We start from the raw sequence: 14047 nt of genomic DNA, 5'->3' as shown, positions 1-14047 counted from the left end.
GTGGCTCGTGCAACGCCCGGGACCGCCCCGCGTATTCCACCGGTGAGCCACGCCACAGACCCTCCGCAGATCCCGCCCGAGACCTCCGCTCAACCGGGGCCGCTGCCGTTCAGGACGCCAGCGCCGGCGGCAGGCCTTCGCTCTTCGGGGTCCAGTAGTCGGCCTCAGCCCAGACGATGTAGCGGTCGGTGATGCCGAAGATGGGATCGCACGTGGTCAGGGTGAGGTAGCGGCCCTGGGTGGCGCCCTCGAACGGCGGGATGGGATCCAGTACCTCGGACTGGTGCGGTTTGACGATGTCCTGGGCCACGACCTTGTAGACCAGCCAGTGGTCCGCGGACTCGACCACGATCTCGTGGCCCTGCTCCAGGTGGTGGACCTCCCGCAGGGGCTTGCCATGGGTGGTCCGGTGCCCGGCCAGTCCGGCGTTGCCCACGGCACCGATCGACTGGGTGGCGTCATAGTGGCCCACCTGGCCGGAGTCCAGCACGTCTGCGCCGTCGCCGGAACCGATCGGGACCTCGAAGTCCTCCCCCCAGCTGGGCACGTGCAGCATGCCCAGGATGCCCTCGCCCTCGACCACCGGGAAGTTGTCCCGGTACTCCGCGCCCACGCCGTCATCCACCGGGGCCTGCCCGGCCCGCCACTGCGTGGCGACCTCGGTTCGATCAGATTCGGCGATGACGTCCGTGATGAACAGCTCGTAGACGCCGTACAGGCCCACCAGGATGCCGAGGGTGATGAACAGCTTGCCCAGCACGGAGAGCACTCCGCGCCGCGGCTTTCGCCGCCGCGGAGCTCGAGGCCCGGCCGGCCGATCAAGGGTGCTGGTCATGCCTCGAGGGTACCCTTGCCGCGCCGAGGACGGGTGGCGATGACCGCGATCGCACCGCCGACGGTCAGGCCCACGGCCCACCAAGGAAAGCCTGGTTCCTGGGTCTGTGAGGGCAGGGTCACCACGCCCGCCTCCTCGGCCGCCGGACCGTCCACCCGCTCGCCGCGCACCAGGAGCCGGTGGGTGTTGATGCCGATCGGGGTGCAGGTGATCAGGGTGAGGTAGTCACCCCCGGGGTCCTGGCGCAGCGCGTCGGTGTCATCGGGTTCCATCGAGAGGATCTGATCGACCTCGTAGTACAGGACCTCATCCAGCACCGTGACGGAGAAGACGTCCCCGGCCTCCAGCAGGTGCAGCTCGGTGAACAGTGTGGAGCCGACCAGACCGGAGTGCGCCGTCAGCACGGAGTGGTTGCCCACTCCCCCGACCGGCAAACCGGAGCCGTAGAGGTGGCCCACGCCCTGTTTCAGCGTGTCCTCGTCCGTGCCGTGGAAGACCGGCAGGTCCGCGTCGATCCTCGGAATCCGGATGCGGGCCATCATGCCACCGGCCAGCCCGTCCAGAGTATTGAAGTACGTCTTCGTCCCGTCACCGACGGCGGTCTGCTGCCCGTTCGGATCCAACGCCCACGGGTCCCGCAGTGGCCCGCCGGGCAGGGACTCGTTGTACCGGCGGGCCTCGGCCAGCTGTGCGTCCGCGTCGGCGGAGTCCATCGACTCGACCTGGGAGACGTAGCCGTTGACGTCCGTGGCGTGCTTGTGGTCTGAGAACCAGGTGGCGGCCGCCGGGTAGAGCAGCACACCGATGCCCAGGACGGCGACGACGACGATCACCACCCGCTGCACCGGCCAGGCGGCGCGCCACCTGTGCCAGCGGCGACGCGTGGGGCCGTCATGGACGCCGTGGTCGTCGGCGGTGGCGTCGGCACCAACCGTGGTGCCGGGTGCCTCAAGGTCGATCTGGCGGTGCCGGGAGCTCATAGGTTCCTGCGGTTCTGTGGTGTGGTGCGTGGTTTCCGGGGGAAGGGTGCCGCCTCAGGGCCCGCCAGGTGTCGGCCGGACCGCCGATCAGGCGTTGCGGCGTGAACGGATGGCCATCAGCACGGCCCCGCCGACCAGCAGGACACCGGCGGCGTAGAGCAGCGTGGTCCCGGTGCCGCCGGTGAGCGGCAGCTCGAAGCCGGCGTTGCTCGGCACGTTGACGATGTCCCGGTCCACGCCCGGTGTGGTGGTGCCGGCCGTGATCGTGAACTCGACCGGGGCCGCCAGCAATTCGTAGCCGGCAGGGGCCTCGGTCTCGACGAGCCAGTACGACTGGTAGCCCTCCTCACCCTCCGCCACGGCCTCGCCGTTAGCGAAGTCCGAGTAGCGCAGGCCGGAGAGGGTCAGCTGGCCCTCATCGTTGACGCCGAACACGGTCTTCCCACCCAGGGAGATCGGATTCGCGCCGGAGCGGGCATCCGTCTCGGAGGCGAACACGGAGAAGCGGGCACCAGACAGGGCGCGGTTCTCCTCATCGGTCTTCTGGAAGGTGATCCCGCCCCACTTGGTCTCGATCTCCGGGGTCGTGGTCGGCCCGCCGGGCTGGCCGGGCTCGACATCGAAGCTCGGCCGGTTCGGGTAGACGTGGGCCTGGTTGGAGATCTCGCCGACCCCGTTGACAACGGCGGAGATCTGGACCAGCACCTCCGCCGTGTGGTGGGCGGCGAGGACCACGCGGCCAGCCTCGGTGAACTCGACCGTCACGGCATTGCTGGACTCGTTGTGGGTGACCGTGAAGTGCGTCCCCTCGGTCACGGCCGTGCCGTTGGACAGGCTCACGCGGGTGCCCGCGTAGCCCAGCTTTGCGTCCAGGGTGTCGACGACCTTGTAGCCGTCGATGATCTCCTCGTTCGGGATCTGGCCGGTGATCGTGTAGTCGATCTGGTCCCCGAGCTTGATGTCGTCGGCGTCGGAGACCGCCTTATCCGCGGTGGTGACGGCGTTCTTCGGGTACACGTGGACGTCATAGATCCACTGGCTGTTGTTGTTCGGATCGGTCAGCGGCACGGTGACCAGGAACGGCGCGGAGGGGGTGACGCCGGCGGGGTAGCCGGTCTCCGTGATGAGGTACTGGCCCACCTCCAGGCTGGTGAAGAATGCCTCACCCTCGGCATTGGTGGTCTGCGTGACGGCCGCTGCCAGGGAGTGGCCGGCGTCCGCGACGGCGGCAGCGGCGCCATCGGCGTATCGGACGTTGGCGGCGTCGAAGGCCACGGCCAGCTCACTGGCCTCCCTCCACCCCGCGTTGGTGCCCAGGTCGATGTCCTCGACCTTCTGGGCGGCGAACCGGACATCCTCCAAGGCGGTGTAGCCCTCGGGGACGGTCACCTGGGTGCCGTTGTGGGCCACACCGCTGGCGGTGTCCAGCTTGTCGTACTTGTGGATGGTCAGCGAGCCTTCGGCGCCGCCGTTCACCACGGGTGCGGCGTGGGCCGGGAGGGCCAGGCCGCCCAGGGCCAGAGTGGCGCCGGCGACGATGGTGGTGGCCTTCAGCAGGGCGCGACGGCAGGACAGTGCTTTCATGGTGCTTCTCCTCATGGGATCGGTACAGACGAAGGGGATGATGAGTGGATACTGCGGGGGGGTATTCGCGGGAAAGTGCGGGGGTGGCCGGTGCCGGCCGACGCTCAGCGCCGGGGAGCGGTCAACGCGCCTGGGACACGGCGGGTTCTCGCCGTCGCCACTGCAGGGCGAGTGCGGCACCGAGGGCCAACAGACCCGCGCCGACGGCCAGGTATCCGGCGGATCCCGTGCCGCCGGTCTCCGGCAGCCGAAGCGCCGGGACGTCTCGAACGGTGACGGTGTGGATGCCATCGGCGTCCTCATCGGCGGACGTCACCACGCCGTCGCCCTCACCCGAGCCGAGGGTGACGGCACCGTCAGCGTCCACGGTGAACTGCACCGGTTCGGCCAGCAGGCTGAAACCCTCGGGGGCGCGGGTCTCCGTGAGCCAGTAGGTTCCCGCCGAGATGCCCTCCAGTGTGAACAGGCCGTCCGTGGTGCCGCCGCCGGTTCCGGCGACCGGGTCCACCAGCGGATCCTCGAGGACCTCACCGGGAGCGCCGCCGTCGTCATGGCGAACTGACCAGTCCGAACCGTCCATCCGCACCCAGCCGTCCGAGGACTCACCGATCTTCTCGATCAGGACCTTGGCATCGGTGCCGTGTTCAGTGGAGCAGCTGGCGCAGTCGATCGGATCGGACGGCTCCGGGGTGCCCGGGTCGTCCCAGGCGCCGGAGACGACGTTGCCGATGGTGGCCGACCAGGCGTCGTCGTGCACGGTGACCCGGTACGTCAATGCCGCCGTACCATTCGCGGGCAGGTCGAAGGGTTCCGTGGTCAGGAGTCCCTCGACCGGGTCCGCCACGGGAGCGGTGATCGGCTCGGGACCGCCGGAGATCTCCAGCCGCGCGGAGCCCGGGATGAAGGACGCGTCGTCCAGCACGTCGGTCAGGTCGTCGGTCAGCACGACGCCGGCCGCCGGCCCGACCGACGCGGCGTCGGCACCGGCACCCGCCTGGTTCGTGGTGGTGACCGTATAGGTGATCGGGTCACCGGGTGCCACGGTCGAACCGCTCACGGGGTCGGATGCCTTGCCCAGCACCAGGTTCGGCGAGTAGTCGACCACCGGGTGTTCGGTGCAGTTCGTGGCAGCGGATGCGCAGGTCTCCGGCGGAACGGTGCCGCTGGGGACCACCACGTTGCGCAGGAGCTGGTCCGTGGTGGCGGCGAAGTCCTTGACCGTCACGGAGTAGGTGACGGTGGCAGGTTCGGCACCGGCCAGGAGGCGCCCGGAGACGGCCAAGGTCTGCTGGGGCTGGTCGAACGTGGCGGTGAGACCTCCGGTGGTCTTGATGGAGTCGGAGTCCAGGTCGGCGTCGTCCAGCACCACGGCGAGGTGGTCGGTGTGCCTGACGTCGGTGGGAGCGTCCGGGGAGCCGCTGAAGGTCAGCGTGTAGTCGACTTTCTGTCCCGGACGGACGTCGGTGCCGCGATCCGGGTTCGAGGACTTGACCACGCTGGCCAGTGCCGGCTGGGTGACCGAAAGAAGGTGGTCTTCGACCTCACCATTGGGAGCCGGGCCGGTCGGATTCTGGATCTGTTGGGCGTCGCTGGCGACCCGGAAACGGGATCCCAGGGCCCTGGCGTCGGACGGCACCTGGACGTCGGCCCAGGTGAGGATGGCGCTGCCCTCGGTGGCCACGGCGGTGGCCCGCTCGCCCGCCTGGAAGACGCCGTCGTTGTTCCAGTCGATCCATCCGGCCACGGTGCGGTTGTTGCCGTTGCCGACCGCCACGGTGACGGAGTAGTCCCGACGCTCCCCCGGATACATCACGGGCGGATCATCCTGCCCGGTGAGTTGCTTCCAGCCCTCATCGGCGGTGCCGGTCGTGTCATCCCCCGTCCAGCCCCCGAGCTGGCCGCTGTCCGGATCTGCGGGCACGGTACCCAGGTAGGGATTGCTCGACCAGTCATAGGTGATGCCCGGGGCGTCCGTGGTGCCCGGCAGCCCCCGCGGATCGACGTTCTTGGCGGTCCAATCGATGAAGTGGGAGGCCTGGCCATAGGAGGCGGGCGCATCACCGAAGTCGGTCGCCAGCATGAAGCCGACCATGACGTTCTGCATGCCGGTAGCGCTGATGGCCACGTCGACGGTGCTGGCTCCCCGAGAGACACCGATCGGGGCCATGCCTTGTCCCGTTGATCGCTCGGTCACCCACGGCCCCATGGTGGTGGTGTTGAATCCACCATATTGACCAGGCTGGGTCTTATTGGACCACCATATGTTGGCGCCAGCGCGCGTCGTGTTGTCGATGTTCCGCCACGGTTCGCCGTTCGTCGTGAAGGCGATCGACTCGTTCTGGGGAGGGCCGGCGCTCTCGCCGTCGGCAGCGATGACGTTCAATGGGATCGTGGAACCGTCGGCCAGTGTGGCAGTGAAGGTCAAGCGGAAGTTGACGTTGGATTGGTTGGTGTTCGGCGTGATCACGCTGTACTGCTGGCCGGTGTCGTAGCCGTTCAGTTTGAGTTCGGAATAGTTGGGGTCCTGCTGCGTGACGTGGACTTCCCGGGCCGCGGTGCCACCTCGCTGCGTGGCGAGCACCTGTGAGAACTCGGCCGTCACGGTGACTCCCTGGGCGGGCGTGGCGACCAGCCGGGTACCGTTCTGTACACGGTGGAAGGGGCGGCCGTTGTTGGTGCCGGATCCTGCAGTCCGGGTCGCCGAGGACCAGTCCAGCCAGAAGATCGACCCGGCGTGCTGGCCATGGCCGCTCGCCGCGGCGGCCTGGACCGGCTGCGGGTGGGAGAACGGCATGGCGACGAGCCCGGCCAGCACCAGGACGGCGGCCAGGGCGGCCGACAGCCACCTGCGATTGTTGAGCACATTAACCCCTTAGAGTCCGGGGCATGCGAGTGACCCGGGCACGACGGACGAACGTGCGAGGACGCGACGCACCGGCGGACGGGGATGACCACACGACACAGCGGCAGCCGCTCGGGGATGAAGCGCTGCAGCGTCCTCTCACGTTCGTCGAATGAGACGGTGATGAGTTGGCTCCATCAAACCTGACCAACCACCGGAGACGCTCAAGATTCTGCAGGCCAATGACCAAATTCACCCTCTATTTCACCCTCGGGCCTCCCTATGGGCTGGGGCATCGGCCGCGCATCACGTTGGCGTTGTCACAGTGATGTCACAGAAAGACATCTAACTCTAGGACCGTGATATAGCAGGACTACGCTGTGCCGGTGAGTACTCCAGCACCTTCCAACGCAAGCCATCCCGTCAAGCCGTCCCGCACCCGGCGCCTGCCCGGCTGGATGACCAACTTCGGCGTGCAGATCCTCGCCGCCCTGGTCCTCGGCCTGGTCCTCGGCCTCACCGCGCGTTCCGCCGGGCACACGGAGGACACCCCGAACGGCCTCGGCACCACCCTGGAGGTGCTCGGCTCCAGTTACATCTCCCTGCTGCGCGCCGCCGTCGTCCCGCTGGTGTTCTTCGCCGTGGTCGCCTCCATCGCCAATCTGGCCCAGGTGACCAACGCTGCCCGGCTGGCTGCCAAGACGCTGCTCTGGTTCGCCATCACCTCGCTGATCGCCGTGGTCATCGGCATCGTCCTCGGGGCCGTCATGCAGCCGGGCGTCGGCACCGGGCAGACCGCTCCGCCGGACTATGAGGGCAAGACCGGCAGCTGGTGGGCCTTCCTGCAGGGACTGATTCCGTCCAACTTCCTGGGACTCTCCGCCAGCACCACCGCCGCCGAGGACGGCTCGATGTCCACCTCGGTCAGCTTCAACGTGCTTCAGGTGCTGGTCATCTCGATCGCCGTGGGCGTGGCCGCCCTCAAGCTTGGCGCGAAGGCCAAGCCGTTCCTGGACTTCTCCGCCTCGATGCTGGAGGTCATCCAGAAGGTGCTGTGGTGGATCATCCGCATCGCCCCGATCGGCACCGTCGGCCTGATCGGCAATGCCGTGGCCTCCTACGGCTGGGACACCATGGGCACGCTGGCCAAGTTCGTGGCCGCCATCTACGTGGGCCTGGCGGTCGTGCTGCTCGTGGTCTACCCGCTGCTCGCCAAGTTCCACGGCCTGTCCATCCGCCAGTACTTCACCGGCATGTGGCCGGCCTTCCAGATGGGCTTCGTGTCCCGCTCCTCCATCGGCACCCTGCCGGTCACCCAGCGCGTGGCCGAGCGGAACTTCGGCGTCCCCCGCGGCTACGCCGCCTTCGCCGTCCCTCTCGGCGCCACCACCAAGATGGACGGCTGCGCCGCCATCTACCCGGCCATCGCCGCTCTGTTCGTGGCCCAGTTCTTCGGCATCGACCTGGCCTGGAGCGACTACCTGCTGATCATCCTCGTGTCCGTCCTGGGCTCCGCGGCCACCGCGGGCACCACCGGCGGCGTCGTGATGCTCACCCTCACCCTCTCCACGCTGGGACTGCCACTGGCCGGCGTCGGGCTCCTGCTCGCCGTGGACCCGATCGTGGACATGGGCCGCACGGGCGTCAACGTGGTGGGGCAGGCCCTGGTGCCCACATTGGTGTCCAAGCAGGAGGGCATCCTGGATGAGGACAAGTACAACGCCTCCCGCTCGGGCAGCAACCTGTTGGCCGACGACGAGGCCCCGCTCGAGACCAATGACGACGGCGGCGCCGGCACCGGTGCGGAGCGCCAGAGCGAGCCGTCCCGCGCCTGAGCATGCCGCCCAGCACGTCCCCGGCCGACGGTGCTCTCCGACGGGCCAGGGGCCACGGGCCACGCGGGATCAAGACGTTCGCTGACGCCTCCTGACGCCCGCTCCGGCGGCCAGCGTTGACAACACGAAGGGGCCCCGGCATGCATTATGCATGCCGGGGCCCCTTCGTGTTGGACCTCAGGGGGACTCGAGGTTACTTCTCGTCCTCGTCAGCCACCTTGTCCGCCACCAGGGTCTCGGTGGTCAGCACCAGCGCAGCGATGGACGCGGCGTTGAGCAGGGCGGAGCGGGTGACCTTGACCGGGTCGATGACACCGGCGGCCAACAGGTCACCGTATTCGCCGGTCTTGGCGTTGAAGCCGAAGTTCGGCTCCAGGTCCGCAACGCGCGAGGTGACGACGTAACCGTCCTCACCGGCGTTCTGCGCGATCCAGCGCAGCGGCTCGACCAGGGCCTTCCGGACGATGCCGACGCCGGAGACGGCGTCGCCGGACAGTGCCTTGATGGCCTCGTCCTCATCCAGGGCGGTCAGGGCGTTGATCAGCGCGGTACCGCCGCCGGCCACGATGCCCTCTTCGAGAGCCGCACGCGTGGAGGACACGGCGTCCTCGATGCGGTGCTTGGCCTCCTTCAGCTCGACCTCGGTGGCGGCGCCGACCTTGATGACGCCCACACCGCCGGCCAGCTTGGCCAGGCGCTCCTGCAGCTTCTCGCGGTCCCAGTCCGAATCGGTGTTCTCGATCTCGGAGCGGATCTGCGAGACGCGGCCGGCCACCTCGTCGGCGGAGCCTGCGCCCTCGACGATGGTGGTGTTGTCCTTGGTGACGGTCACGCGGCGGGCGGAACCGAGCACCTCGAGGCCGACCTGGTCCAGCTTCATGCCGAGGTCCGGGGAGACGACCTGCGCACCGGTGAGGGTGGCGATGTCCTGCATCATGGCCTTGCGGCGGTCACCGAAGCCCGGGGCCTTGACGGCCACGACGTTCAGGGTGCCGCGGATCTTGTTGACCACCAGCGTGGACAGGGCCTCGCCCTCGACGTCCTCGGCGATGATGAACAGCGGCTTGTTGGCCTGGAGGACCTTCTCCAGCAGCGGCAGGAACTCCTGCACGTTGGAGATCTTGCCGGAGTTCAGCAGGATGTAGGGGTTCTCCAGGACGGCTTCCTGGCGCTCGGCGTCGGTCACCATGTACGGGGACAGGTAGCCCTTGTCGAACTGCATGCCCTCGGTGATGACCAGCTCGGTGGAGGTGGTCGAGGACTCCTCGATGGTGATGACGCCGTCCGTGCCGACCGTGTCGAAGGCACGGGCCAGCAGCTCGCCGATCTCGTCCGACTGGGCGGAGATGGCGGCGACTGCGGCCACCTGGTTGCCGGAGACATCCACGGCGTTCTCGCCCAGACGCTTGTCGATGGCCTGCACGGCGGTCTCGATGCCGCGCTTGATCTCGTTCGGCGCGGCACCGGCGGCCACCTGGCGCATGCCCTCGTTCACGAGGGCCTGGGCCAGCACGGTGGCGGTGGTGGTGCCGTCGCCGGCCACGTCGTTGGTCTTGGTGGCCACTTCCTTGGCCAGCTGGGCGCCCATGTTCTCGTACGGGTCGTCCAGCTCGATGTCACGGGCGATGGTCACGCCATCGTTGGTGATCGTCGGGGCACCCCAGGACTTGTCCAAAACCACATTGCGACCCTTGGGGCCGAGGGTGACCTTGACAGTGTCGGCCAACTTGTCGATGCCGGCCTGCAGTGCGCGGCGGGCCTCATCGTTGAAGGCAAGCTGCTTCGCCATGAACGAAGCTCCTTTCGTAAAGGAAATCTGCGAATTCCAATGAAAATTGCGGGGAAAAGCTCAAGGTGCGCGGCCGGCGTCGTGCGCTGGTTCAGTTCAGAACCACCACTGACGACGGCGGCGCGGGACGCACGCAGGCCCGGCCGGCTCAGGTGCCTGGCCGGGCCTGGGCGCATCAGCCGGACGCTCGGGTCCGGCGCAGGGTCACTTGGTGACGATGGCCAGCACGTCGCGGGCGGAGAGCACCAGGTACTCCTCGCCGCCGACCTTGACCTCGGTGCCGCCGTACTTGGAGTACAGGACCACGTCGCCCTCGGCCACGTCGACCGGGATGCGGTTGCCCTTGTCATCGATGCGGCCGGCGCCGACGGCCACGACCTGGCCCTCCTGCGGCTTCTCCTTGGCGGTGTCCGGGATCACCAGGCCGGAAGCGGTGGTCTGCTCGGCTTCCAGCGGACGGACAACAATACGATCCTCAAGGGGCTTGATAGAGACAGACACGTCTGTACTCTCCTTCTTTTGGGTGGGCCACCCGAGCGTGCGGGCAGCCAGCGTCTATGGATGGTGTTGTGCGCCGGAGGCTGGCCAACCGTCGTCGCGGGTGCCGGATGGCAGGTCCTTCAGGCTTAGCACCCGGTGCCCCGGAGTGCCAGAAATGACTCTAGGCCGGGTTTAGCACTCGGTCAAGGTGAGTGCCAAAGAGCGTCATCGGGAGCTGCAGCGGTCAGTCATCCGACAGCAGGTTGCCGATGACTCGTCCCCGCCACCGTCCTGTCCGTACTCGCGGCCGTGCGGCCGCCGCTCGCGTAGCTAGGCGTTCCGTCGGGCCCGGAAGATCCCGACGGCGGCCACGCACAGTCCCGCGAACGCGGCGCCGAGCGCGATCAGCGGCCCGGCGAGAGGTACCCACACCACGTCCCGACGGATGGCGTCCGCCGCCTCGGAATCAGAGAGCATGTCCCCACCGCCGAGCGTGAAGGTGCCGGCCACGAAGACCTGGGCGATCACGGTGACGATCAGCAGCAGTGCAGCCACCACACCGACGGCCATGGACGCGTACAGCAGGATCTTGCACCACAGGGGTGCGGTCGCCGCCTGCCGTGACGCACGGGAATCCCGCCCGACGTCGGCCCGTCCCGCATCCGGGGCGAGGTCATCGACGTGGTGGGGGCCGTCGTCATACCCGTCCTGCTCGTCCCTCGTATCCGGGTGCTCATCATCGAAGCGGCCGAAGAAGTCGAGGCGCGGCTCACCTTCTCCGCCATGGTCCAGATCCGGCCGGTCCTGGTTCGGGCGCGCAGAGTGGGGCAACGGAGGGCGCGAGGTGGGACGGCTAGGCATGGTCCCAGCCTACCGGTGGGCCCGCGGCAGCGGGTGGACATGTGGACTGCCGGGCAAGGCCTGCCGGTACCGTGGATCCGTGGCTTCCTCCTCGCATGACCCTCACTCCACCCACTCCGCTCCAGGCGGTCAGGTTCGCGCCTCCGCTAGGGACTCCACGCAGGAGGACACGGTGCTCATGCCCGTGCTGACGCCGGAGGGGTGGTCGTTGTTGAACTCACTGGAGGGGTACCGGGAATCCGAGGCCCTGGCACTGTCGACTCGCCTACGGAGCGAGGGGCATACACCGGAACTGGTGTCCGCCGTGCTGACCCAGCTGAAGTTCCGTTCGAAGGCCGCCGCGAAGTTCGGACCGTTCGCCGGGCACATGGTCTTCACGCGGGCCGGTCTGGAGCAGGCCACGCGGATGAACGTGGCCGCAGTCCACGCCGGGCGTTTCGCTGCTGCCGGGGTGGCGTCCGTGGCGGACCTGGGCTGCGGGCTCGGCGCCGATTCCATGGCCCTGGCTGCACTCGACCTCGAGGTCACCGCCGTGGAGCGGGACGAGACCGTGGCCGCCGCCGCCACGATCAACCTCATGCCGTTCCCGAACGCGTCCGTGGTCTGCGCCGATGCCGAGGAGTGGCTGGGCGCGTTGGACACGTCCGGTGGGGACGCCACCGACACCAGCGGCACCAGCGCTCGGCCCGCGGGGTTCTGGCTCGACCCGGCCCGGCGCGTGGTGTCCTCATCCGGCTCCTCCCGGGTCTTCGACCCCGAGGCCTTCTCCCCTCCCCTGTCCTTCGTGGAGCGGCTGGCTGATACCGGGGCGCCCGTGGGCGTGAAGCTCGGGCCGGCCCTGCCGCACGACTCCATACCGGGCGGCTGCGAGGCACAGTGGGTGTCCGTGGACGGGTCTCTGACCGAGGCAGTGCTGTGGTTCAACGTGCTGGCCCGCCCGGGGGTCCGCCGATCGGCGCTCGTCCTGGGTGGCGGCTCTAGGGCGGCCAGTGGTGGTGGTGCGGCGGCGGTGAGCGGCTCTAGGGCGGCCAGCGGTGGTGGTGCGGCGGCGGTGGGCGGCTCTAGGGCGGCCAGCGGTGGTGGTGCGTCGGCAGTGGGCGGCGCGTGGCCGGCGTCGGGCGCTGAGGGTGGCCGCGGTCCGGCTGAACTGTCCTCCAACGAGGACTTCGGCGACTCCCCCGCAGTTCCCGTGGCAGGGCTCGAGGGACTGACGGACTACCTCTACGAGCCCGATCCGGCCGTGATCCGCGCCGGACTCGTCGCGGACCTGATCGGCCGGGAGTTCACTGCCGTGGGCGGGCGGTTGCTGGACGAGCGCATCGCGTACTTCTGCGCGGATGATGCCGTGGACACTCCCTTCGCGACGGGCTACCGGGTCCTGGAGGTCATGCCCTACAAGGTCAAGGGTCTGCGGCGCTGGGTTAAGGAGACCGGGGTGGGGCGGCTGGACATCAAGAAGCGCGGCGTGGATGTCACGCCCGAGGAGCTCCGCCGCCTGCTCATGTCCGGCCAAGGCAAGGGCGGCAAAAGCAAGGGCGGTATGGCCGCGGGCCGCCACGCCACCCTGGTGCTGGCGCGCATCGGTGAGGAGCGAGTGGCCGTGGTGGTCGAGCCCCTGCCCCGTTGAACCCCACCATCGATCCCCCACCCCCCGCTGCCCTCCAACCGTTGAGTCTGGACGAATTCACCGAAATCGCGCCCTGGAGGTGATTCCTTCCAGACTCAAGCGGACGATCACGGGCCTCAGGCCGGGCCCCCGCCCCCGCAGACCGAGTCTCAGACGATGCCGAGCGCCCGACGGACCTCGCCGAGGAAGGTCTGCCACTGGTGGGACTCCAGGTCACGGCTGGTCAGCCTCAGCACGACCCACCCATCCTGATGCATGGTCCGGTCCCTTCCGATGTCCCGGTGCCATTGGTCCTTGTCAGCGCGGTGGTGGTCGCCCTCGTACTGGATGCAGACCTTGAGATCGATCCAAGCGAGGTCCGGCCGGATCGTCGTCCCCGTGGACATCCGCAGGACAGGGTTGATGGACGGTTCCGGCAGGCCCGCCTCCAGCAGCCGCGTCCTGACGAGGCTCTCCGGCCGTGAATCATGATGGGCGCGCAGGAGATCTACGGCCTCACGGCACCGCACGATCCCCTTGACCTTGGGCCGGACCGCGATGGTCGCCTTGATTTCCTCCACGCTGCTCAGCGGATGAAGACCGGGCTCCCGTTGACCGGCGGGGCCGTTGCCCCGCTGCAACAGGCTGTCCCCGGCTGCCACGAGATCCTCGAACGACATCCTGGTGCCGGCAAGGTCGACCCACGTCCACGCCGGCGAGGTTACCTGCACCCCCACACGGTCAAGGATCTTCACATGGGGTGGAAGCTGGTGCCCCTTGATCCCCTGACGCCAGGGCGGCCCGCCGTCCGTACGCCGCTTCGACAGATGGACCGGCGAGAATCCCGTGTTGCCCCAGGGCATCCACATCCCCCAGAGTGCGGCCGCCGTCTCGTGGGAGAACACCCCCTCCGGGTGGATACCCTGGAGCAGTTTCAGGTAATGCGGCGAATCGGCCGGGGAGCCGACGTGGCGCCAGATCGACTGGCTGACGGGGAGAATCCCAGGAGCGTGGAGGGCACGCCAGGGTAGCGACTGCTCCTGGAGGACCCGGGACGAGAAATACGGTCCGGTCAACGCCGTGTGGAGTGGGTTCTGAGGTTCGGGCATGCCCCAAGGGTCGAACAGGCTGCGGTGCCCGAGCCGCTATCCCGCCGCCGTGTGTGGACAGAACCGTCCGATCAAGGACCTGTGGAGTGATCCGGCGACAGCGGGCCCGCCGCCACCCCGCGTTGA

The 14047-nt window shown here is 68.5% G+C and carries 10 protein-coding genes; 2 read left to right on the top strand and 8 right to left on the bottom strand.

Annotated features, from left to right (window positions below):
* Window positions 1-109: 109 nt before the first annotated feature.
* The 4 genes from ABD134_RS13660 to ABD134_RS13645 all read right to left on the bottom strand — a co-directional run bounded on the left by ABD134_RS13660 (window position 110) and on the right by ABD134_RS13645 (window position 6262).
* The gene (locus ABD134_RS13660; RefSeq protein WP_344230315.1) at window positions 110-835 is read right to left on the bottom strand and encodes a class E sortase; all 726 of its coding nucleotides are present in this window, start codon (window positions 833-835) and stop codon (window positions 110-112) included.
* Window positions 832-1815 carry a class C sortase gene (locus tag ABD134_RS13655; RefSeq protein WP_344230313.1) on the bottom strand — a complete coding sequence of 328 codons (984 nt, stop codon included), beginning with the start codon at window positions 1813-1815 and terminating at the stop codon, window positions 832-834. Before ABD134_RS13655 ends, ABD134_RS13660 begins: the two co-directional genes overlap by 4 nt.
* A gap of 87 nt (window positions 1816-1902) precedes the next feature.
* On the bottom strand, window positions 1903-3399 hold the full coding sequence (locus tag ABD134_RS13650; RefSeq protein WP_344230311.1) for a SpaH/EbpB family LPXTG-anchored major pilin: 1497 nt from the start codon (window positions 3397-3399) through the stop codon (window positions 1903-1905).
* Between the two features lie 121 nt (window positions 3400-3520).
* On the bottom strand, window positions 3521-6262 hold the full coding sequence (locus ABD134_RS13645; RefSeq protein WP_344230309.1) for a CshA/CshB family fibrillar adhesin-related protein: 2742 nt from the start codon (window positions 6260-6262) through the stop codon (window positions 3521-3523).
* Window positions 6263-6699: 437 nt separating this feature from the next.
* Between ABD134_RS13645 and ABD134_RS13640 the strand changes: the two genes are divergently transcribed.
* The gene (locus tag ABD134_RS13640) at window positions 6700-8076 is read left to right on the top strand and encodes a dicarboxylate/amino acid:cation symporter (RefSeq protein WP_344230918.1); all 1377 of its coding nucleotides are present in this window, start codon (window positions 6700-6702) and stop codon (window positions 8074-8076) included.
* A gap of 193 nt (window positions 8077-8269) precedes the next feature.
* Here ABD134_RS13640 and groL read toward each other — a convergent pair whose 3' ends face one another.
* The 3 genes from groL to ABD134_RS13625 form a co-directional block, all read right to left on the bottom strand.
* On the bottom strand, window positions 8270-9865 hold the full coding sequence (gene groL, locus ABD134_RS13635; RefSeq protein ID WP_344230307.1) for a chaperonin GroEL: 1596 nt from the start codon (window positions 9863-9865) through the stop codon (window positions 8270-8272).
* A gap of 204 nt (window positions 9866-10069) precedes the next feature.
* Window positions 10070-10366, bottom strand: coding sequence for a co-chaperone GroES (groES, locus tag ABD134_RS13630; protein ID WP_115931766.1), 297 nt, complete (start codon window positions 10364-10366; stop codon window positions 10070-10072).
* A gap of 309 nt (window positions 10367-10675) precedes the next feature.
* Window positions 10676-11206: a hypothetical protein gene (locus ABD134_RS13625; RefSeq protein ID WP_344230303.1), complete on the bottom strand. Its 531-nt coding sequence runs from the start codon at window positions 11204-11206 to the stop codon at window positions 10676-10678.
* Window positions 11207-11384: 178 nt separating this feature from the next.
* Here ABD134_RS13625 and ABD134_RS13620 point away from each other — a divergent pair, with 178 nt between their 5' ends.
* The gene (locus ABD134_RS13620; RefSeq protein WP_344230916.1) at window positions 11385-12833 is read left to right on the top strand and encodes a class I SAM-dependent methyltransferase; all 1449 of its coding nucleotides are present in this window, start codon (window positions 11385-11387) and stop codon (window positions 12831-12833) included.
* Between the two features lie 149 nt (window positions 12834-12982).
* On the opposite strand, the gene ABD134_RS13615 is transcribed toward ABD134_RS13620, so the two are convergent.
* A complete protein-coding gene (locus ABD134_RS13615) occupies window positions 12983-13921 on the bottom strand; it encodes a hypothetical protein (protein ID WP_344230301.1) in 939 nt (312 codons plus the stop codon).
* Between the last annotated feature and the right edge of the window lie 126 nt (window positions 13922-14047).

This window comes from Citricoccus alkalitolerans (genome assembly GCF_039528175.1).
Taxonomy (GTDB): Bacteria; Actinomycetota; Actinomycetes; order Actinomycetales; family Micrococcaceae; genus Citricoccus; species Citricoccus alkalitolerans.
Note: the sequence above shows the minus strand (reverse complement) of the source record. Positions and strands in the feature narration are given on the sequence as shown.